Source organism: Pseudovibrio sp. Ad26 (assembly GCF_001623285.1).
Lineage (GTDB): Bacteria > Pseudomonadota > Alphaproteobacteria > Rhizobiales > Stappiaceae > Pseudovibrio > Pseudovibrio ascidiaceicola.
The window spans coordinates 1-20,555 of record NZ_LMCE01000156.1; the positions used below are offsets into that span (position 1 = coordinate 1).

Sequence of the window (20,555 nt, forward strand, 5' to 3'; positions counted from 1 at the left end):
GCAGAACTCTTCAAAATCGCCGCTTGCGTTACCACGCGCAAGCCGCTTAACATCAACATGCAAACCGGGCCAAACACGCCGCTATTCAGAAGCTAATTCTGTCTAACTTCATTCGACGACGGACACGACGATACATAGAGGTTTGCAATGTACGCTGTTAATTGGGAAATGATGCCGTTCTTTCTGGCTGTGGCTCGTGCTGGCAGCCTGCGTGCGGGCGCAGAAATACTGAATGCCAGTCACGTCACCGTAAACCGCAATATCAATACGCTCGAAGCCAGCTATGGCGTCCAGCTTTTACCCGGTCACGACGAGGGTTTAAACTGACAGCAGCGGGTGAAGCTTTGTTACCGATGGCGGAAGAGGGCGAGGCTACCTTCTTGAACGCACGTCGCCGGATCGAGGGGATAGACAGAACAGAGACCGGTTCAATCCGCTTTTCGTTGCCTCCTATGATGGCCTTTGATGTTGTTGCTCCAATCCTTGCACGCTTCTCCGAAGCTTATCCTGGTATCGACGTCGAAGTGAGGTTGACCGACGAGCAAGAGGATATCAACCGCGCCGAAACAGACGTGTCGCTCCATGTCGCCTATGAAGTCTCTGATGATGTCGTGGCACAGAAACTATATCCGATCGCAATTGGCACGTATGCTAGCCAGTACTACATCGACAATGCACTTCCGAAAGCCGGCGCCGGGCTGAACTGGATTGGCTTGATCGGCGCACGCGAGAACCCCGGTTGGCTCAGCCAGTCACCATTCCCGGCAGCTTCGGTTCGCCACGCCTCTTCAGAAGGATATATGCATATCAGCCTGCTTCGACAGGGATGTGGAACCTCGCAACTCCCGGTGATCTTTGAGCATTTATTCCCTGACCTCAGCCAGATCCCCGGCACACCGTGCGAACTTGACCGCACCATGTGGATATTGCTGCAAAGCGACCTGCGACGCACCGTTCGCGTGTGCCGATTTGTTGATTTCCAGACGAAAGGTCTGCGTGAGTTGCAACCGTTGTTGCAGGGGCAACTTCATAAGGCCTGAAGACCGCGTAGCTTGACCGACGGGAATTATCGCATAGATGCCTCTGAGCACCTGTGAGGCAAATGACCAAACTGACACTCAGCAGGCGTCGGAAAAAAATTGAACAGTAGTAAAGACCTCGCATTAAAGGGCAAGACGCCAAGACAGGGCGAGTATCTGCAATGGTCACACGCTACGTGTCAGGAATGCCTAGAAGTTCGGGACAAATACGGTCATTCGCGCGTTTTCATCATGGGTTGAACTTATTCAACCAGTTGCGATTGGTCTCATACGACAGGATAATACTGCGCTCCAGCAGCACCACTTGAGCCTCCCCCATTTAAGTGGGGTAGCTCACGCTCTCCGCTTCGCTCCTGGCGTTCTAGCAGACGTTCCTTGGGGTTTTGCCCCGGATCGTCTTTTTCAATCTGATGTAGATCACCAATCTGGCGCAGGTCTTTTTGAGCTACAGGCGTGGTTTTGTTGCGTGCGACTTCATAGAGTTTGCGTCTTGCGTGGCTCCAGAGCAATACGCGAGCATCACCGGGTTCTTTTGTCGTTTCAGCAGCCGACATCTTCACATACGGAGCACCAATCCACTGGCTGCATGGTAGGGTGTCAAATCAAGAATCATTTCGGTTTCCTTAGAAATCGATCAGGTTGCGGGCTATGCGCCCGTTACCATTTGTTGGCGATCCGACAACATTAAGATGAGCTGAGACAACAGGCTGGTTGCAAAAATCCCGAAGAACAGGGGGGCTACCGTCATATTGAAAGCGCCAGCAATGACTGACCCAATCGCCATGGCAATACATCCGGACAGAAAACTGATGGCCGAGTTGGCCAGCCCGGCAATGTGTCCAAGCGGTTGCAGGGCGATTGCGTTCATATTGCCCATCGTAAGTCCGAAGCAAAAGAAAACGATCGAGTTTAAGACAAGAAATCCGTATAAAGATAATTGGGCAATGTGGTTGATGACATATGCCAAACCGCTAACCAGGATCACGCCAAACAGGGCGGCCCGACAGATCAATTCCGGGCTATAGCTTTCAACCAGACGGGCGTTGGCTAAACTGGCAATACCGATAAAGCCTGCACCTACCCCAAAGTAGAGTGCGAACAGATCACCTGATTCAAAGATATCGCGGTAGATCTGCTCGGCCGACATGACATAGGCCATAAAAGTCCCCATCATCAGCCCGCTGGCGATTGTATAGGCACGTGTTGTCCGGTTGAACAGGGTCGCGACAAGTCCGTCGCGGACCGAGACAAGACTGCCGGCGCTGCGCCGCTCAACTGGAAGAGTTTCCGGCTGGCGCGTCCAAACCCAAAACCCCGAGGCGCATGTCAGCACCAGCATGAACCAGAAGATCGACTGCCATCCCGCCAGCATCAGAATCCCCTGTCCAAGCATCGGAGCGATGCAAGGTACAATGATGAACACCGCCATCGTCAGGGACATGATGCGAGCCATGGCGGTTCCATCATATCGGTCACGAATAACGGACATAGGCACTATCCTGAGCGCAGCAGCTCCCACGCCTTGAAAGAACCGGCCTACAAACATCACTACGAGGCTGTCCGCCAGAATGCAAACCAGGCTGCTCAATACGAAAACCGCCATGCCGAGGAATAGGATTGGCCTGCGTCCAAAGCGATCGGACAACGGCCCATAGGCGAGTTGTCCGATGGTCAGTCCCAAAAACAGAACGCCAACGATCTGCTGCAATGCATTTCCATCGGCCATTCCAAAGCTCTCGCCGATGTCAGGCAGTGCGGGCAGCACAGCATCAATCGACAATGCTCCTAGCGATGTAGTCAGCGCGACGAGCGCAACAAACTCAACTTCACTCTGTTTGTTCGTTGTGGACATGTCCGATCATCCTCACTGCATGACCTCCAATCGGGCCGATGTTGCGAGGAGTATCTTTTTCGTTCATAATATAAACAAGACGCATCTTATTGAGGTCATATATGAAAAAATCTGATCTAATGAAGGTCGATGTCAAGCTGCTGACGATTTTCTGCGCAGTTGCGAAAGAAGGGTCGATCTCGCGTGCGGCTGCACGGATGGACGTCAGTCAACCTCTGATCAGTCATGCTTTGGATCGGCTGCGTTTAGTGTTTGGAGATCCTCTGTTCGTGCGAGCTGGACGTGGCATTGCCCCAACCGAGCGCGCCCTCGCCCTAGCACCCGAGGTTTCGGAAATACTAGATCGACTTGAGACACTCGTTTCGCCAGAACCACTGGAACTGGAGCAAATGACGACCCGATTTTGCCTGGAAGCGCAAGACTATGAGCGTCAGTTGATTGCCCCCGGACTGCTGGACAGATTTTTGAACGAAGCTCCGCAGGCCAAACTTCGCTTGATCTCGTCTGGCCGGAATTACCTGGATCGACTGCGCATGCGAGAGAGCGATGTTGTCGTTACACCTCTCCCTCCACCAGATCAGCTTGATATCCACAGCGCTACGCTTTTTGAGGATTGCGCAAAGTGCTTCTTCGATCCCAACGTCATTTCGGAAGATGAGGTGCGTGAGAATTTCGGTACGCTGCCTCACGCGACAGTTCGTTTTTCCATGTCTGGAACGCCGTTCGAAGAACGAATCTTTGAACAACATGGTATTGAACGTCAGTTGAGGGTCGAAGTTCCTAGTTTCGAAGCCCTTCCCCCATTGATGCGTGGGTCACAGCTCATAGCGATATTACCGGCGCGTATCGCACATGGGCTGTTCAGGGAATTCGCGCACATTGAGCCGCCTTGCCCGTTTCCACCTGTTCAATTCAAAATGATCTGGCACAAAGCCACACACCATTCCCCATCGCAAAGATGGTTTCGTGGTGCAGTTCGGCAGGCGGTAGAGCAGATTGCGTAACGCTAGGTTCCAATCTCCTGCCAGTCTGATCATCTTTAACTATTGCTTGGAAAAGTGCCAAACTCTATGAAATTATGGCCACATATCAATTTTCGACATATATCATCTCAATAAAGTGCGCCTTGTTGATGTAATTCCTGATGAGTACCTTCCGGGTAGCCAGCGAAAAGAGCTGGAAATCTGAGAAAGCGTTTCAAATGGATATGAAAACCTACCGGAACGACAGTGTTGCAGTCTCAAGGCTTGGCTTGGGATGCATGCGCATGTCGATGATGCCGGACCAGCAGCGTTCCGAAAGCGTAGCCACCATTCACGCCGCGCTGGAGGCCGGCATCAATCTCCTGAACACAGGGGATTTTTACGGCCAGGATGGTCATAATGAAATTCTTATTGGTGAGGCACTGAAAAACGTTGACCGGGACAAAGCATTCATTTCCCTAAAGTACGGAACTTTTCAGAATGCTTTCACGGGCAGCAACAAGGTCGATGTTGGCCCAAAGAACGTGAAAACTTACATCACCACCTCTCTGAAACGTCTAGGTCTGGATTATGTAGACCTGTATCAACCCGCTCGCGTGGATATCGGTATCCCTGTAGAAGACACCGTTGGTGCTATCGCCGACTTGGTCGAAGCCGGATATGTGCGCAACGTTGGCCTGTCGGAAACCGATGCAGAGACCATTCGCAAAGCGCATGCCACCCATCCACTGAGTCTGGTGGAATTCGCTTACTCGATAACCGATACTTCCATCGAAGAAAGCATCCTGCCCACGGCACGTGAATTGGGTATCGGTATTGTGGCCTTTGGCGTCATGGGTTTTGGTAAATTGTCCGATGCAAAAGGCGATCCTTTGATGGTTACGCTGCGCCATATGGCCGCCGACAAAGACATTTCGATCGCGCAACTTTTGCACGGCTGGCTGTTGGCCAAGGGCGAAGACATTATCCCATTGGCTGGCGCTCGGACCACAGCCCAACTAGAGGATACACTGCAAAGCCTGGATCTAAGTCTAACCGACGAAGATCTAAACAGAATAGAAACCGCTCGAAATGCAAGCGAGCTGGTTGGCCGTTCAATGCCAAACATGGTCATCAAAAATGGTGTTCTTCTGGAGCAAGACTAGCCGGACACCTCGCGTTCCTACGAAACTTTCAGAACTATGTCTGCCAATTGGAGGAATTGATCCATGCGTCTATTCGTTAACGGCTCTGAATTTGATGTACCAGACTCATGGCAAGATGAAACGCTGCTTATGGTGCTGCGTGAACAGTTGGGTTTTGTTGGACCAAAACTTGGCTGCGGCCAAGGGGAGTGTGGTGCATGCACGGTTCACATCAACGGTGAGGCTGCTCGCAGCTGTTCCATTTATGCGATTGATGTCCAGTCTGACAGCATTACCACAATTGAAGGTCTCGCCAGCGCCGATGGCGTTTTACATCCTGTTCAACAGGCCTGGTTGGACGAGCGCGTCGCCCAATGTGGTTACTGTCAGGCAGGGCAAATCATGCAAGCCACTGCATTGTTAAATGAAGAACCGAACCCCGACGACCAAACAATCATAGATCACATGAGCAACAATCTTTGTCGTTGCGGAACTTATAAAAGGATCAACCTTGCAATCAAGAACGCTTCCCAAGTGATGCAAACAAGAAAGGCGAGCTAGAATTGAAACCAGCTACACAAAAAAAGCGGCGCTTCACACGGCGTGGTTTCTTGAAAGCTGCTGGTTGGACAGCAGCGGGTCTAACCGTCACCTATTTCGTGGGTAGAGAGTTCGCGCCAGTCATGGCGTCGATGCGCGCACCAGACTTTGAGGAGGGCACAGCGTGGATCAAAGTCGACCTGGATGGCACTGTAAGAATGCTAAGCCCCGTGCACGAAATGGGACAAGGGTCATCCCTCGGCCTAGCCCAGATCGTAGCTGAAGAACTAAACGTCGATGTTGAGGATATCCAAGTCTCGCTTCCATCAACAAACGACATACCGAGACTGCAGGTCACCGTAGGAAGCTCGGGAACCAGTAACAACGCCCGTCCTCTGGCTGAAGCTGCTGCTGGTCTTCGTGAAGAGCTGAGACAACGTGCGGCCAAGCAAGTTGGCCTTGATGCCCATGCTCTTGGCGATGCTAAAGGCGGTTTTACTACCCCGGAAGGTCAAGTCGTGACCTTCGCTGATATTGTCACGGGAACAAACGAAGTGATCAATCTTGGGGACCTCCCGGATGCGACCTCTTACACGTTTGATCCAGGCAGGGAGAAGGTGCAGGTTGGCAAAACTGCTTTGCAGGTTCAAGGGCGTGATATTGTAACCGGCAAAGAGGTGTATGCACTCGACGTTCGTTTGCCGAACATGACATATGGGCGCGGCGTTCCAGCCCCCGTGGCGGGTGCCCAGATCGTTGATGTTGATGATGGTGGCGTCAGTAGTATGCCCGGTGTCATCAAGATCGTCGTCGATAAAGAGCGTAGTTTTGCCGGCATTGTCGCGGAAACGCCAAGCGTTCTTGACGCCGCACTCGAGCAGATGACTGTACAGTGGGACAGCCCATCAAGTTATACTCAAGAAGATATCGACGCGATGATAGATGTTGATATCGCTCTTTCGGCCGGGGAACTTGAGAGCATCCTCGAAAAAGATGATGTCGCTCAGGATCAGGTTTGGACCGTTGACCGACGTCAGGATTTGCCAATTGTCGAACATGCGACGATTGAACGGCGTTCTGCGGTTATTCAATTTAGTGAGCGGGACGGGCGAGAAGTGGTCGAGATCTGGGCGGGCACACAGGACATGTTCGTCAATCAAAAGAAGGCAGCAGCGGAACTTGGGTGGTCAACAGACCGCGTAACGGTTCACCTCATGCGTGTGGGGGGCGGCTTTGGTGGTCGCGCAACATATGATGTTGTCCGCGATGCCGTGCTCCTTGGACGAGAGGTTGATCGACCGGTCAAGGTGGTGTGGTCGCTACGTGACGAGTTCCTCGCAGACCGTACGCGTCCGCCATCGTCTCATCGGGTTCGGATCAAAGCAGACGACGATGGGAAAATCACCGAATGGTGGCACGCTTTCGTCAGCGGACACGTCATGTTCAACGATTTTTTGTTACCTGAAGGGGGCTTATCGCTCGTTCGGAAACTGTTTCACGACATAGGCGCCACTATAGGTTCTCATCCATTCTATACCGTTGATCGCCGCCGCATCGAATTCACTGACGTCGAACTTCCTTTCCATGTTGGCCAGTGGCGCTCACTTGGCGCGACGCCCAATTCGCTTGCAGCCGAGGCGGCGGTTGAGGAACTCGCGCGTACGCTCAACATGGATCCAATTTCGCTACGGATACAGAATCTTGGCCCGGAACAAGACCGTCTCAAGACGTGTTTGACAAAGCTGAAAACCATGTGCGCCGCTCGCCCGCTTCCTGAAGACGCAGAGGTTGGTCGCGGTTACGCCGCTGCAATCTTTGCTGAGCAAACCCATGTTGCAATGGCTTTTGACGTATCTTATGAGAAAGAGAGCGAACAAGTCCGCATCGATCGTTGTTACTGTGTGCTTGATCCCGGATTTGTTTTTAGCCCTGATCAAGTCAAGGCGCAGATCGAAGGGTGTACCATGATGGCCATCGGGCAAGTCTTGGTCGAAGGGGCGCCTATCGATGATGGTTCGATTTCTGCTTATGGTTTCTTCGACTATCCGATTGCGACGATTGACCACGCGCCAGAATTTGAAATTGAACTCATCAGTGACCCTTCTGTGGCGCCATCTGGTGTAGGTGAAGCCGCGTTGATTGCTGCACTTCCCGCTCTCGTAAATGCCATCCGCGCAGCAACAGGATATCGCGCGAGTAAACTGCCAATAGATGAGGATGATCTTGTTGCCACAATAAACACGAAGGGTTGATCAGAGTGAATAATAGAGTGAAGCTAGGCCCAGGACCCGTTGATTTATAATATCTTGCCTGACTTACTTCGTGAGCGTTCGGTGAAGTCGACCTGACGCGATAGGATTTGATCTTCTATTCTTCCTCCAGTTTTGTCAGCAGGCGCTGGAAGGAAGTTTGCCCGTCGCTCAGGTTGCCAGGCGCCATGGCACAAGAAAAACACGGCTATATTATTGGCTGAATGATCACCGTTACAATCCCATGCTTGAAGGGAGATCAATGCATACAACAGAAACAGGGTTTGTTTCTAGCAGTGTCGACGAGGAGAGCCTTTCGTGTTCATGCTGCGAGGAAGTTGTTCAGGCACCGCTGCCCTCCGGGCCAATCGAGCGCGGGTGCCCGGGATCAGGGCTGCTGGCTCAAATTGCTGATCATAAAATCAATCGCATCAACGATCTCATGCCATGGTGTTACGCTGCTAAATCAGCGTAACTGAAGCCTTAATTGATAAAAAGGCTGGGGTCATCGGACGCACACAGTCATGACAGCTTCCGTGATGTTGATAAGCACCACTTGCTTACCGTTGCTTGAGCGTTGTCGTGTAACAAGGCCGCGCTTTCTAAACGACCAATGACCTTGATCGCGCCTCCTTCGGTGAGCAGCAAGGCGTGTGAAACTTCACTCATCGTCACAGGTGCTCCAGACTGGCAAACACGCCCAAGCATTTCTTTTCTGAAAGTGTCAGTTTACATTCTTCCATAACAGCAGCCTGCAACATTTGCCGAAGGCGTTCTGCTTTAAGCGGTAACAGATAGGCCATCCTTATGTTTAGACGCTCTTTCTCGGGTGGTAGATCTAGTTTTGCCTTCGCAATCCCTATCTTTGAATAGATTACTTGACAAGAAAAGTATTCCAGACAAGTATATCCAAACTTATGCGGTAATAAGTTAGACAACCTGTAGCAGCCGTATGACCATGTAAAAAAGGATACGCGGATGTCCGTACCTCTGCTGCTCACCCTTTCGTTGTTCTGTGAAGTTTTGCAGGTGCATCCAATGGCAGCAACGTTGCAGGATCAAATGGAATATTTTCTAGAGAACTTGCCATCATGAATCGCGCACGCTCACAGCGCTAAATAGGCCGGACCAGATGTCGCCTATGTTTGGCTGGGTATCTTTTGAACGGGGAACTTATGGATGCGACCCATTGAATTTACGGCAGTAATTTTCGTATTGGTAGGTGTTTTCATGACAGCTTGTGCGGCTACTCAAAAAGATCACAAGCAAGGGTCTTTGAATTTCAAAGATGGAGCATTTAGGAATAACAGTCTGGTCGAAACTCACTCCTTCTGGGAAGTAGCCTGGGCAGGGCTGACCTCTGACACGGAAAGAGCTAAATGGCCGAAATGGGTGGAAACGATTACAGATCCGTCCCCGCAAGACAGAGTCAATAGCAAGGACGCACGCGTCACCTTCATCAACCATTCAACTTTTCTTATCCAGATAAATGGGTTCAATATTCTCACTGACCCAGTGTTTTCAGAACGAACCAGCCCGATCTCCTTTGTTGGCCCAAAGAGGGTTCATAAACCGGGCATAGCTCTGGAGGATCTACCAGAAATCGACGTAATTATCGTAAGTCATGATCACTATGATCATCTGGACTTGAAATCCATAAATCAGTTGATTAAGCGCGACAACCCCAAAATATATACCGGACTTGGGGTGGGAAGTCGCTTGGCATCCTCTGACAACATCAATGAACTAGATTGGCTGGATAGCGCGCAAGTGTCAGATGATTTTAAGCTTTGGTTTCTTGAAGTGCAGCATTTCTCAGGTCGTACATTGACTGATAGAAACTCCACTCTCTGGGGCGGGTTTCTTATGCAGATTGGTGGCAAGAATATCTACTTTGGCGGTGATAGTGGTTACGCCAATCACTACAAGAGAACATATGAACAATTTGGACCTGTTGACTTGGCCTTTCTGCCAATAGGTGCCTATGCACCTAGGCATTTATTCAAGCCAGTGCATCTTGATCCATTTGAGGCTGTTAAAGCACACATGGATTTAAGAGCAAAACAGTCAATCGGCATGCATTATGGAACCTTCCAACTGAGTGCAGAAGCGCGCGTTGAGCCGGTTGAACTTCTGGAACAAGCCAAGCGTGAGGCTCAACTGTCCCCTTCTAGCTTTATCACGCTCAATGTAGGCCAGCCGCTGGACATGATCGGTGTTGGCTCCTCTGATTAGTACCGGTCATCCTCTCTGACAAAGCACGTAGAAATATAGAGAAACATGATCAACTACGTTAGGTCGTCTTCACCGAGCACCTACGCTTTACCGTTGATGGGAGCGATTTTACAACCTCTATCAATCGCATCATAGCTGTCAAGGAAGACTGCCTTATGGGCCCTCCGGTTAGTGCTGAAATTGTTAGATAGGCTGTTATGGAATCTCATCGAAATCGTAGGAGCCAGCTTTTGGCGTTTCAGACAGGAGAAACACAATGATAAGATTCCAGCTCAACGGAAATTCAGTTACTACTGGCGTGAATGAGGATGCCCCTCTTCTTTACGTTTTACGAAATGATTTTTCTCTGAACGGCCCTAAATTTGGCTGTGGTGCCAGCGCATGTGGTGCATGTACTGTGCTTGTTAATGGTCAGGCCGTACGGTCCTGTATCACACCGGTCTCGCTTGTTGCCGACACCGAGGTGGTGTCGCTCGAAGATCAGACGCCCGACAGCGTTCTTTCAGTGCTTCAACAAGCGTTCCTGGTTGAGCAGGCTGCACAATGTGGCTACTGCAGTAATGGGATGATCCTGACAGCTACCGAACTGCTATCGAACAATCCTGCCGCAAGTGATGCAGAAATCCGTGAGGGCATGGATGGTATTTTGTGTCGCTGCGGGGCACAGGCGCGTGTGCTAAAAGCAATCAAGCGTGCTCAAGTGCAGATTTGAGGAGGGCTAATCATGATTAAGCCTGACACAGCATTACTTTCTCGACGTTCCATTCTACACGGCATTGGGGGGCTCACCGCCTATTTCGCATTGCCGGTTTCCATCCGTACTGCTCAGGGAGAAATGCGACGCCCAAATGAATCGACAGTTGATGCCTGGATTCGTATAGATCCCAAAGGCAGCGTTTATGTGTCCTCTGGCAAGGCTGAACTTGGCCAGGGAATTCAGACTGCATTTGGGCAAATCGTTGCAGAGGAACTGGATGTCGATCTTGCGCGCATAAAGGTGATCAATCCAGACACCGACCGGTCACCAGATGAATCGTATACGGCAGGCAGCGCATCGATACAGTCGAGTGGTATGACATTACGCCAGGCAAGTGCCGAAATCCGCCGTCATCTTGTCAAGATGGCAGCGGGCAGGCTCCACGCCGATTTGGTGGACATCCGTGTCGAAGATGGAGAGGTGATCGCTCCGGACGGCGGTCACATAACCTATTGGGCTTTGGTCGGTGGTTTGGAAATAAATATCCCGATCTCTGGCAATGTTCAACCAAAGCGCTCAGCAGACCATAAGCTCGTGGGTACGCCCCAGCAACGGGCTGATCTACCGGCCAAACTATACGGTGAAGCCTCTTATATCGTCGATATTCGCCTAGAGGGCATGGTTCATGGCCGCATCGTACGCCCCCCAGCACCGAAGTTCACACTCGTGGATGCATCCATCGACACCGTAAGTGCAATGGACGGTGTGATCTCAGTTGTACGGGATGGTAGTTTTCTCGGCGTGATTGCGAAACGTGAAGAACAAGCTGTGGCTGCAGCTGAAGTATTGGCCGAAGGTGCAAGCTGGGACATCCCGCCCATTGAACCACCGCTAGAGGAGTTGCCTGAACGGATTAAAACGCTGCCGTCATTCGACAGTATTTTTCTGGAGGTTGGCGATGTTAACTCTGCCGGTGGCGAACGTTTCGAAGCATCTTACTTTCGTCCTTTTCATGCCCATGGTTCGATCGGACCATCTTGTGCGATTGCTCAGCTTGATGGCGATATCCTAACGGTGTGGTCGCATACGCAAGGTGTCTACCCAGCTCGGCATGACATGGCAAACGTACTAGGGATGGCTGAGAGTAACCTGCGTTTCATTCATGCCCATGGAGCCGGATGTTATGGCCATAATGGTGCAGATGATGTAGCGATGGATGCAGCGCTCTTAGCCCGCGCAACCGATTTACCAGTACGTGTGATGTGGTCGCGTCAAGATGAGCTGGCCCATTCACCATTTGGCACGGCAATGCGTATTGAAATTGCTGCCGAACTTGATTCCAACAACAGGCTGCGCTCCTATGAGCACACGCTCTGGTCAGGTGCTCATATTGCGCGTCCGGGTTTGCAATCCCAAATGAGCCGGGGTAATCGTAGTGGCCTCATGCCCGCTTGGTCTACTAACAGCGATCTGCAACCCTATGCATTTCAAAGCGCAGCTTCCATGTTCGGGGCGGATCGTAACAGTGATCCGATCTATGATATCGCGAACAAGAGGCTGACAAAGCACCTTCTGCCCGAGATGCCTTTACGTGTCTCAGCGATGCGCAGTCTGGGAGCTTATTCCAATCACTACGCTATGGAAAGCTTTATGGACGAAGTCGCCTTTAATGCTGATGTGGACCCGATTGAGTTCCGGTTGCAGCACCTCAGCAATCCGCGCTATCGGGCGATTGTCGAAAAAGTTGCAGAAGAAGGCAATTGGTCTGGTCGTTCGAACAAAAAGGGCACTGGACGTGGTTTCGCATTTGGACGCTATCGGAATACATCCGGCATATTCGCAATTGTCGTCGACGTACACGTAGATTTAGAGAATGGCGAGGTAGCCATTCCAAAGGTCGTTGGAGCCATAGATGTCGGTCAGGTAATCAATTCGGACGGCGTGCTCAATCAGATCGAAGGCGGAATCATCCAATCCCTGAGCTGGACCTTGATGGAAGAGGTGACTTACGATCACACCGGCGTCACCAGTACCGAATGGTGGGATTACCCAATCATGAGTGTCGCGCAGTCCCCGGTCATTGAGCTTCATTTGATTGACCGCCCAGACTTGCCCTCTGTTGGAGCAGGGGAGGCTTCACAGGGGCCGACTGCCGCAGCACTTGCCAATGCCGTCTTTGACGCAACTGGCGCTCGCGTTCGTGATTTGCCACTGCGGGCTGACAAGATCCTGAAGCAAATGACTTAACTGAGTTCTTTTGACGGAGTTAAGCCAATAGGTTTTAGAGATTGTCGAACTGTGACTAGAAGTAAAATGCAACGCGCATTTAATTCTGGGTATCTCCGCATACCCAGACCAATCTATGCCTTCATTAGTTGAATAGCGGAGAGCTTTGGCCAGAACACGTCCAAACTGTAATCCGTACTGATGAGGAAAACGCGACAGATCGCAACGTTTATTGGTGAAACTTGAAGGGCACTTGTGATGCACACCCATTTGAGCATGGCATAACAGATGTCCGAAATAAAGTTTCGACTATAGGAGACCCCTGATGAGAACACTTGCAGTGATGCTTTGGACACTAGCCTCTATTTTACTTTTTCCCATAACGGTGCACGCTCAGAATTGGCGTGATGAGGCAGGTTATCTTTATTTAGCTGACCGTCTTGATCGACCGCAGGACGGTTATTGTATTGACGTGGCCGGATCGGGCAACTGGGTAGACTTTACCATGCCGTTAAACGCGCATAATTGCAAACGGCCGGGTTTCTATGCAGATGAGGCCGTTACCTTTTCCTCTCCTGGTGCCATTCGTTTTCCCGCTTATGGGGGGTGCGTGACAGCGGTTGGTTTGAATGGGAGAACATTGCCTGGTGCTCCGCTGATGATCAAACATTGTGCTGATGAAGTTGATATCGCGCAATATCCCTTTGTACGGGCGTCTTTACAAGATTTCACACATCGTACAGATGGGCGTATTGAATTAACTGGCACGGGGCTTTGCTTCGAGGTTGGCGCAGATTCTGACAGCACCTTTTCAGTAGATCATCGCTGGCGTACCCTAAATCTGAATACCTGCGAAGGTATTCCCGAAAGTCGATCAGTCTGGTTAGAATTTGAGCGAGAAACAGAATAATACCCATGTCGCAGCTAATACTTCGAAGGGTACTGTCGCAAACTTCGCTGGAATGCCCATTTGGCTCAGTTGGCCCTTCCTGATCTTGTGGTCAGCAATTTGGCGCTATCAAACTAATCTGAAGTTTGCCGCAATAGTTTTCTCCAAACGCATTTTAAGCTTCAAGCACAGCAGCTTGTTTCCATTGTGAAAAAGCGTTGATACGGTAGAGGTGAGTGTCGATTGCGGATCGTTGGTGGTGAGGTGGAACGAAGAGATTGCGCAGGCCGGAGAATGTTTCCAGAAATCTTTGAAGTTGGCCTGGCGACTTGAACTTTTGCATGGCTCGTTTTCGCGAGGGCAAATGCAAGTTCTCGGAGCGATTGCTTAAGTCCTTATGGCTGAGGTACTCAACAGCTGGCATCACTTTGTGTTTTGCTGCACCATAAGAGCCGAGTTTGTCGGTAACAATTCGTTTTGGAGCAACTCCTTACCTTGGTAACAGACACGTCATTAAACGTTTAGCAGCCATGATATTACGTCGTTTTTGAAGGATCTCATCCAGTATGTAACCATCTAGATCAAGGACCTGCCACAGATAGCATCGCTGGCCCTCGATTTTGATCACAACATCATTAAGATACCAGATATCTGAGCTTTGTGCTCTTTTGCGTCGCAACCGATGACTGTAAGCTGGGCCAAACTTGATGCCCCACTGGCAGATGGTTTCATATGATAAGGTTATGTCGTGCTCCGACAACATTTCTGCGACTGAGCAGCCCCATTGGAGTGATCTGAGTTGAAAGTGAGTGCATTGTTGGCCTTTGATCCATCTGAATGGTGGCTTCCGGGACTGGCGGGTGATAGCTCAGAGCACTGTGGGGTCGTTTGGTGTTGTAGTGTTTTCTCCATCTCTCGATGATTATTTGGGCTTCGCACAGTGAGTAGAAGATTTCACCGTTCAGTAGCTCGTCGCGCATACGCCCGTTGAAGCTCTCGCAATACCCGTTTTCCCAAAGTGTGCGTCCGGTGACCCCGGCCTTTTTATTGATTAGGACTTCAGTTATGCTTATTTAGCAGCGTAACGCCATGGCATGAGATCGTTAATGCAATTGATTTTATGATAAGCAATATAGGCCAGCACCCATGTGAGCCAGGCTTGCAGGTCGACATCATTGAGCTTCACTGTTTCAATGAGGTTGAGGCGATGGCAGCAGCTTTTCCTCCGCCCTCTAATCCCATGAAGAGATAAATTTTCCTTCTCAGAGCCAAAGGCTTCAATGCGCGCTCAGCAGAATTATTGTCCAGTTCCAGCTGGCCATTATCAAGCTAGGGCCATGAGCAAAGTAGCCTTTTGTGATCCGTTGGGCACTACAGGCACTATACTCATGTGACCGCAAAGATCCATAAACGCCTCCTAACCAAGACATCTAAAAACAATTATTTTGAGAGCAGCAACCCTTGAGGGAAACACCCGAATGTCCAGTGTTCGCCCTCATCTCTGGCAACAGGCTCTCGCTTACCTCAGTTCTCGCGGTGCTGCGAACTGTAGCAAAGTTCGCATCTTACTAGTACAAAATAACCAAAGCGGGTGAATGCGATTCAATGTTCCCTTGTTGTTCTTCGTAACGCCCAAATATACACGCTGGGTCCAGTTGGGACTACCTGGTCGATGAAGCTCAAGAAGTTGGTAGCACCTATAATGCAGTTTGTACGCCAGATTTCTTCGGTTTCAACGACAAGGGTGAGCTGCAATACCGTGGCAGCTTGGATGATGCTGGCTTCAACGACCCAACCAACCGCACACCAGAACTTCTCAATGCCATGCGTCAGGTTGCCAAAACCGGCTGCGGACTGAAGCATCAGATCCCGAGCATGGGCTGTTCAATAAAGTGGATGTAGATCTGTTTACGCGAAAGCTAGTCAAATTGGAGGCAATGATAAAGCAGGACGCAGTAGCCGCTAGCAGAGGGCCAACTGCTGTCGTTCGAGTAGTTCTATCGAGGGTTGAACTCTCACGGAGGTAAGGCTTATTCAATGATTGATTTCAACTCTCAGCCATCGAAATAGAGATCAAATTCTTGCGATAGCAGCGAGTTCTTGCTGCGAAGTTACGAGTTGCAGTTTCAGGCACCCAAAGTTGGTCCTGAAACGTTCGGTTGAGAACCCATCCTTCTCGTAAATAGAAATTCTCTGCTCGAGAATTGCCTGCAATGCAGAAAACCTTAGCTTCCGAAAAGCCATTGTTTCGTATCTGGCTTTCTCCATGCTGCAGCAATGCTTTGGCAGTGCCTGTTCCTCTTGCTTTCGCGAGAACGTAGAGTTTCATTAGTTCTTCTCCGTTTGTTGTTACAAACCCAAGAACGTCATTATCAACGGCCACCCATAACTTATCGTCAGAGTCCTGAAGCCACTTCCAGAAGCATTCTAAAGTTCTATATTCCAATACCCCTTCAGGAACTAGTTGAGCGTGCGCATCATGCCAACCTTGATGCCACAAGTGCACAATGGCAGTATGGTCACTCGGTTCAGCATGCCGGATGTCATACATTAGGGAACCTTCCTAAGAATAATTATCAGAGACTAAGTTGGCGTGGGTGTCGGCAGTATTCTTGCTCAATTTTTGAATACGGGGCCAAACTGCTGCCATTCGTACGTTTCTCTCATGGGTTGAGTTAGCCTGAGGTGCATTATGATCGTTTATGCTTTTTCTTTGATCACCTGATAGCCTGAAGCGACCCTCCACTGTGTTACAAACTAGGTGCCCACTATTCGCAATCGCGGCCACCTACTTATTAACGTGCCCAAGGAGAGGAAAGTGATTCAATACCGACAAGCTTCAATATTCGATGCAACGGCGATCTCTACTTTGATCTTAGAAACTCAAAACCAGTTTTCGGCAGAGAAATTTTCTCCTGAAGGAGAGCACTTATTAGCAAAAATCTGCTCCGCCGAAGCAATTGAGGGCTATCTGCAAAGTGGCTACACTTATTTCGTTGCAGAGGAAAATGCAGCAATCATCGGTGTCATAGGTGTAAGGGATCACCGTCATGTTGAGCATAATTTTGTTCGAGGGGACTATCATAGACAGGGAATATCCTCTCGACTATGGAATCTAGCCAAAGAGAGTTGCCTGCAGCAAGGTAATGACGGCAAGTTCGAACTCCAAGCCTCCACGTTTGCAATCCCCATTTATGAACGTTGGGGCTTTGTGAAGGAAGGTGAAAAACAAGATATTGGAGGAATAATTTTTACACCTATGAGTCTCAAGACAGCATCGACAAGTTGAGGTGCACATAAGGTACAGCACCTTGTTGTTGTGCAGGATAGGTCGGGCTATGAGTTGCTATTCGAGCGTTTCCATCATGGGTTGAACCAGCTCGCCTGGAAGTTTTTGCATTCGCTCCTATAACCGCTCAGTGGTCAATTGCATGGCCCATAGCCTACGTTGATTAGTGTTCCGCTATACAACGCTGCAGCACATCAGAACTGCACCATTCATGAATGGTGCAGTCTTTCCGGTGGTCAGCGACGATATGTGCGAACGTACTTAATACAGTTCCTGAAAGGAGCTACTACGGCTCATAAAGACCCGTCCAAATAGCAACCTAAAAATCAACGTCCTTCGAGATAATTAAAGGCCGGGCATTAGACCTCTGACTGCCTTACTCATCAGCCTCAAGTCCGATGAGCGGAGAATTTAAGATTGCAACCCTATCGTGCGAGGCCCACAATTTCTCAAAACGCATTGACGAGTCGGCGACGGCTTCGGACCACGCCTTAACTTGATGAGCTATCTGTGCGATTTCGTCCTGAGCGGGTTTTGGCAATAGAACACTTCGGATATGCTCTAGATTGAGCTTGCCATAGCTCGTTCCTCCTGACTCTGTCCAAAATTGAATTCTGCAAGCTTCCGTTCGTAAAGCGTGGTAAATCCATTCAATAGGAAAGTCGGCATATAAATCAGATCGTTCTCTTATGACGGCAACACCATCAGGGCTAGCAAATATGTTCAATCCTTCTTGACAGATAAATCCAATATTACGACGCTCAGGCCGTACCAAACCAACAATGATATCCCGCTTGACCACAGGATACCCCTTACTTGTCTTTCTAACTTCGACCTGCCAGCGTTTTTCTTGGTCTCTAAACACAACTACGCCTTCAACAGCTCGTATATCCTGACCTTCTATCAGCGTCATTGAGTCAGAGACCGAAAGACTCTCACCGAATTCGACAGTACTGTCTAAGACATCAGCAAAGTCTCCGAGTCGGACGTAATCTCCCGATTTAATATTCTTGATGTTCGACAATGCTTTAATGTTCAAACGCCTTGGCTTCATGTCCAGTTGTGGATGCATCCGAATATCTTCGACACATGCGCCTGCCCAACTGGTTAGGTCAAGCTGGTCTTTAGCCTTGGTAAGCTTAAGAAAATTCCTTCGGACCCGCTCAAAATCAGTATCAATCAAAACGCGATTATGTTCATCACGGACTTCAAGGCCAGAAAGGTTGTCTCTCTTTGGAAGACTGAAAAACCCTTTTCCGAGTTTGTAGCCTACTTTTCGAACAAGCTCTGAATGAATAGGATAATTGGAGACAGTGGCTACGGACTTTTCCGCAAAAAGGATGTTAGATCTCAAGTCTGCCTCAGATTTAAGGAAAATTCTTCGAGGTAGCTCAACTAACCCTGTCACTTTAAGATTTTCAAGAATCCATTGCCGCAAGTATCCATAGCTAGGTGTACATAGGTAGCCTTCCGGCAAAATGATCCCCAACCTACCACCATCAGCAAGTAATTTGAAGCAGCGTTCAATGAATAGAATTCCCAACTGTTGGCTTTCAAGAACACGTTCCGACTTCCTCCAAGCCCCGTTTTCCTTTGTCCATTCGTGGCCAAGGTCATAATTTGCAAGTACTGATTTTCTACTTTCAATTGTGCGCGAACCAAACGGCGGGTTACAAAGGGCAACGTCCATTTGCCCTTCCCACAAGTCAAATCTCTCGATTGTGTCTAGGTTGTGCAGGTTCGTCTGCCCATCCTTGTTAAGGATCATGTTAATTACAGCAAGTTCGTAGGCCTGCTTATCCTTGTCAGCTCCATATACGCGATTGATGATCTGCCCATCACCCTTTTGGATACGATATTGCATAGTTGCGGTGAGAAAGTCTGCAGTGCCCATCGCAGGATCTGCGACCTTATCATTTGGGCCCGGTCGCAAAACCTCCACCATGCAATCGACAAGTGTCAATGGAGTAAAGTACTGATCCAAATCTTTTTTAAACACAGCGGGAACGAAGGTCATAAAGACTTGTTGCATCGAGTCACTAGATGAATCGAGCAAATTCAGACCTTGCACCTTTTTGACAATGTCCCTAATAGTCTTCTCTTCAAGGCTTGGTGTGTCCTTAAGATAAATCGACTTCGCCTTGGAGTATATTCTTGCGCTTCGCCTATATAGTGCTTCAACACGAGTTATAAAGGTGGCATCAGCGCCGGGTACTACCTGTAAAATTAGGTCGTCACCGGTCTCTTTCGCCTCCCTTTCATCTATATATTTCGCGAGTAGTAGCTTTACCGTCTCTCTATATCGCGTCGCATCATCGTTGATATGATTTGATCTTAGGGTGTTGGCGATCTCCATAAGTGTCGCCGAGATGTCCTCGGGTCTAATAAGGTTTTCGTACTTTAGTTTCTTGTATTTATACTCATTGCCGAAATCTGGAATGTTCCCCAAGTCATCTTTTTCAATTGTAACTTGGTTTTCTTAACCAGCAATATTCGGTTAATGTCATCCCAATATACGCCAAGAGCGTTGGCTCTATCGATCTGCCTCAGAGCTGGCTCAAGTTGGAAGTTTATCGCGCCGCTCTTTGACTTCTTGTCGCGTTTAATCTCAGCAATTAGTAGCATATGCAGCTGCCGATCAGCTTCTTCTAAGTCGGCGATCTCGGCAAGTGACCGATCATAAATTGTGATATCAGCTCGGAGGGAGTTTCTACCACCATTTCCTACCCATTTAATCACGACTGTTTCGCATTCGATGTTTTCTTTTGGGTAAGCCTTCCCCATCAAGAACGAAATACAGTCGATCCTCCTAGCCTCCTCGGATACGGTTAAGCCGTCTTTCGCGAAGTAAGTTGCTCCGAGTTCGCCGCGCACGGGACAAATTAGATTAGCCAAACTACTACCCTTTTTAGATTGGTGATCGCACTCAATTTGATGGACAGCTACCATGTTGCTGTGACGAGGAGCAACCTAGTTGTAACGCTTTCTGAGCGATGATTGCTTGAACATCGGATTTAGCGATTGAAGTGTACGCTGTTAAGTTTACAGCTTGAGATTTGGCCGCGGAAATCAGGAAGCCGCCCTCAACAGTAAGCTAAATAAGATTTGCCTGTAGTTGCAAGCTTATTTTGGCTGGAGGTAACCGGAAACAGGTCGAATGGCAGGTATGGTCACGCAGTAACAAACTTACCAAACTCGACTTATGATTGAAATCACACGCTGGCTGGAAGCACCTAGATTTAGGTTGAATGGCAGCTCATGGTCAAAAGCCTCATACGGAGCTCGCAAATACCCAAATAAATTGCTCCAAATGCCTGCCGCGGAGTTCTCATTCTCGTCCTTCCAATCCAGCCTCAATCCGTTCACCAATCGTCTCTGACAGCACCCGGATTGGATGGGCATCATGGTTCACATAGCGATTGGTGATGGTT

At 49.5% G+C, this 20,555-nt stretch carries 19 protein-coding genes and 1 pseudogene; 12 read left to right on the forward strand and 8 right to left on the reverse strand.

The annotated features are described in order from the left end of the window. The first annotated feature begins 147 nt into the window (after nt 1-147). Together PsAD26_RS30090 and PsAD26_RS26555 are read left to right on the forward strand one after the other, a co-directional pair. Nucleotides 148-327 (forward strand): LysR family transcriptional regulator, encoded by a 180-nt coding sequence (locus PsAD26_RS30090; RefSeq protein ID WP_063312814.1) that lies wholly within the window; start codon nt 148-150, stop codon nt 325-327. Nucleotides 328-353: 26 nt separating this feature from the next. Beyond that, entirely contained in the window at nt 354-1,040 is a 687-nt protein-coding gene (locus PsAD26_RS26555; RefSeq protein ID WP_063312815.1) for a LysR substrate-binding domain-containing protein, read from the forward strand. A 266-nt stretch (nt 1,041-1,306) separates the two neighbouring features. Here the strand turns inward: PsAD26_RS26555 and PsAD26_RS26560 are convergent, their stop codons facing one another. Both PsAD26_RS26560 and PsAD26_RS26565 read right to left on the reverse strand, forming a co-directional pair. After that, entirely contained in the window at nt 1,307-1,594 is a 288-nt protein-coding gene (locus PsAD26_RS26560) for a transposase (RefSeq protein ID WP_063312816.1), read from the reverse strand. Between the two features lie 92 nt (nt 1,595-1,686). Beyond that, nucleotides 1,687-2,892, reverse strand: a complete 1,206-nt coding sequence (locus tag PsAD26_RS26565) for a multidrug effflux MFS transporter (protein ID WP_063312817.1) — start codon at nt 2,890-2,892, stop codon at nt 1,687-1,689. A 101-nt stretch (nt 2,893-2,993) separates the two neighbouring features. Here PsAD26_RS26565 and PsAD26_RS26570 point away from each other — a divergent pair, with 101 nt between their 5' ends. The 8 genes from PsAD26_RS26570 (at nt 2,994) to PsAD26_RS26610 (ending at nt 13,856) form a co-directional block, all read left to right on the forward strand. Then, nucleotides 2,994-3,896 carry a LysR family transcriptional regulator gene (locus PsAD26_RS26570; protein ID WP_063312818.1) on the forward strand — a complete coding sequence of 301 codons (903 nt, stop codon included), beginning with the start codon at nt 2,994-2,996 and terminating at the stop codon, nt 3,894-3,896. Nucleotides 3,897-4,036: 140 nt separating this feature from the next. Next, nucleotides 4,037-5,020, forward strand: coding sequence for an aldo/keto reductase (locus PsAD26_RS26575; RefSeq protein ID WP_206600049.1), 984 nt, complete (start codon nt 4,037-4,039; stop codon nt 5,018-5,020). 63 nt (nt 5,021-5,083) lie between these two features. After that, a complete protein-coding gene (locus tag PsAD26_RS26580; RefSeq protein WP_063312819.1) occupies nt 5,084-5,560 on the forward strand; it encodes a (2Fe-2S)-binding protein in 477 nt (158 codons plus the stop codon). A 2-nt stretch (nt 5,561-5,562) separates the two neighbouring features. Then, nucleotides 5,563-7,791 carry a molybdopterin cofactor-binding domain-containing protein gene (locus PsAD26_RS26585; protein ID WP_063312820.1) on the forward strand — a complete coding sequence of 743 codons (2,229 nt, stop codon included), beginning with the start codon at nt 5,563-5,565 and terminating at the stop codon, nt 7,789-7,791. Between the two features lie 1,176 nt (nt 7,792-8,967). Next, nucleotides 8,968-10,023, forward strand: a complete 1,056-nt coding sequence (locus tag PsAD26_RS26595; protein WP_063312821.1) for an MBL fold metallo-hydrolase — start codon at nt 8,968-8,970, stop codon at nt 10,021-10,023. A gap of 256 nt (nt 10,024-10,279) precedes the next feature. Next, entirely contained in the window at nt 10,280-10,735 is a 456-nt protein-coding gene (locus PsAD26_RS26600; protein WP_063312822.1) for a (2Fe-2S)-binding protein, read from the forward strand. Between the two features lie 12 nt (nt 10,736-10,747). Next, entirely contained in the window at nt 10,748-12,967 is a 2,220-nt protein-coding gene (locus PsAD26_RS26605; protein ID WP_063312823.1) for a molybdopterin cofactor-binding domain-containing protein, read from the forward strand. 304 nt (nt 12,968-13,271) lie between these two features. Continuing rightward, the gene (locus PsAD26_RS26610) at nt 13,272-13,856 is read left to right on the forward strand and encodes an RICIN domain-containing protein (protein WP_084403849.1); all 585 of its coding nucleotides are present in this window, start codon (nt 13,272-13,274) and stop codon (nt 13,854-13,856) included. 154 nt (nt 13,857-14,010) lie between these two features. Here the strand turns inward: PsAD26_RS26610 and PsAD26_RS29795 are convergent, their stop codons facing one another. From PsAD26_RS29795 to PsAD26_RS30095, 3 genes and pseudogenes are all read right to left on the reverse strand, one after another. Then, nucleotides 14,011-14,178, reverse strand: a complete 168-nt coding sequence (locus PsAD26_RS29795) for a hypothetical protein (protein WP_193758369.1) — start codon at nt 14,176-14,178, stop codon at nt 14,011-14,013. Between the two features lie 385 nt (nt 14,179-14,563). Further along, a pseudogene (locus PsAD26_RS30310) lies at nt 14,564-14,851 on the reverse strand (transposase); the annotation flags it as partial. A gap of 53 nt (nt 14,852-14,904) precedes the next feature. Next, nucleotides 14,905-15,021, reverse strand: a complete 117-nt coding sequence (locus PsAD26_RS30095; protein WP_208985883.1) for a transposase domain-containing protein — start codon at nt 15,019-15,021, stop codon at nt 14,905-14,907. A 581-nt stretch (nt 15,022-15,602) separates the two neighbouring features. Here PsAD26_RS30095 and PsAD26_RS30420 point away from each other — a divergent pair. Beyond that, a complete protein-coding gene (locus PsAD26_RS30420) occupies nt 15,603-15,737 on the forward strand; it encodes a hypothetical protein (protein ID WP_343229017.1) in 135 nt (44 codons plus the stop codon). 145 nt (nt 15,738-15,882) lie between these two features. Here PsAD26_RS30420 and PsAD26_RS26625 read toward each other — a convergent pair whose 3' ends face one another. Continuing rightward, nucleotides 15,883-16,386, reverse strand: coding sequence for a GNAT family N-acetyltransferase (locus PsAD26_RS26625; RefSeq protein ID WP_063312826.1), 504 nt, complete (start codon nt 16,384-16,386; stop codon nt 15,883-15,885). 267 nt (nt 16,387-16,653) lie between these two features. On the opposite strand from PsAD26_RS26625, the gene PsAD26_RS26630 reads away from it, so the two are divergent. After that, complete coding sequence (locus PsAD26_RS26630) at nt 16,654-17,124, forward strand: GNAT family N-acetyltransferase (protein ID WP_193758371.1); 471 nt, start codon at nt 16,654-16,656, stop codon at nt 17,122-17,124. Between the two features lie 376 nt (nt 17,125-17,500). On the opposite strand, the gene PsAD26_RS26635 is transcribed toward PsAD26_RS26630, so the two are convergent. Together PsAD26_RS26635 and PsAD26_RS26640 are read right to left on the reverse strand one after the other, a co-directional pair. Then, complete coding sequence (locus tag PsAD26_RS26635) at nt 17,501-19,480, reverse strand: N-6 DNA methylase (RefSeq protein WP_153041585.1); 1,980 nt, start codon at nt 19,478-19,480, stop codon at nt 17,501-17,503. 44 nt (nt 19,481-19,524) lie between these two features. Beyond that, nucleotides 19,525-20,019, reverse strand: a complete 495-nt coding sequence (locus PsAD26_RS26640) for a hypothetical protein (protein WP_153041586.1) — start codon at nt 20,017-20,019, stop codon at nt 19,525-19,527. Nucleotides 20,020-20,555 lie beyond the last annotated feature (536 nt).

Excerpts from the sequence above, each read along its gene's own strand:
- PsAD26_RS30090 (WP_063312814.1), top strand. The coding sequence starts at position 148 with ATGTACGCTGTTAATTGGGAAATGATGCCGTTCTTTCTGGCTGTGGCT.
- PsAD26_RS26555 (WP_063312815.1), top strand. The coding sequence starts at position 354 with ATGGCGGAAGAGGGCGAGGCTACCTTCTTGAACGCACGTCGCCGGATC.
- PsAD26_RS26560 (WP_063312816.1), bottom strand. The coding sequence starts at position 1,594 with ATGTCGGCTGCTGAAACGACAAAAGAACCCGGTGATGCTCGCGTATTG.
- PsAD26_RS26565 (WP_063312817.1), bottom strand. The coding sequence starts at position 2,892 with ATGTCCACAACGAACAAACAGAGTGAAGTTGAGTTTGTTGCGCTCGTC.
- PsAD26_RS26570 (WP_063312818.1), top strand. The coding sequence starts at position 2,994 with ATGAAAAAATCTGATCTAATGAAGGTCGATGTCAAGCTGCTGACGATT.
- PsAD26_RS26575 (WP_206600049.1), top strand. The coding sequence starts at position 4,037 with ATGAGTACCTTCCGGGTAGCCAGCGAAAAGAGCTGGAAATCTGAGAAA.
- PsAD26_RS26580 (WP_063312819.1), top strand. The coding sequence starts at position 5,084 with ATGCGTCTATTCGTTAACGGCTCTGAATTTGATGTACCAGACTCATGG.
- PsAD26_RS26595 (WP_063312821.1), top strand. The coding sequence starts at position 8,968 with ATGCGACCCATTGAATTTACGGCAGTAATTTTCGTATTGGTAGGTGTT.
- PsAD26_RS26600 (WP_063312822.1), top strand. The coding sequence starts at position 10,280 with ATGATAAGATTCCAGCTCAACGGAAATTCAGTTACTACTGGCGTGAAT.
- PsAD26_RS26605 (WP_063312823.1), top strand. The coding sequence starts at position 10,748 with ATGATTAAGCCTGACACAGCATTACTTTCTCGACGTTCCATTCTACAC.
- PsAD26_RS26610 (WP_084403849.1), top strand. The coding sequence starts at position 13,272 with ATGAGAACACTTGCAGTGATGCTTTGGACACTAGCCTCTATTTTACTT.
- PsAD26_RS29795 (WP_193758369.1), bottom strand. The coding sequence starts at position 14,178 with ATGCAAAAGTTCAAGTCGCCAGGCCAACTTCAAAGATTTCTGGAAACA.
- PsAD26_RS26625 (WP_063312826.1), bottom strand. The coding sequence starts at position 16,386 with ATGTATGACATCCGGCATGCTGAACCGAGTGACCATACTGCCATTGTG.
- PsAD26_RS26635 (WP_153041585.1), bottom strand. The coding sequence starts at position 19,480 with ATGGAGATCGCCAACACCCTAAGATCAAATCATATCAACGATGATGCG.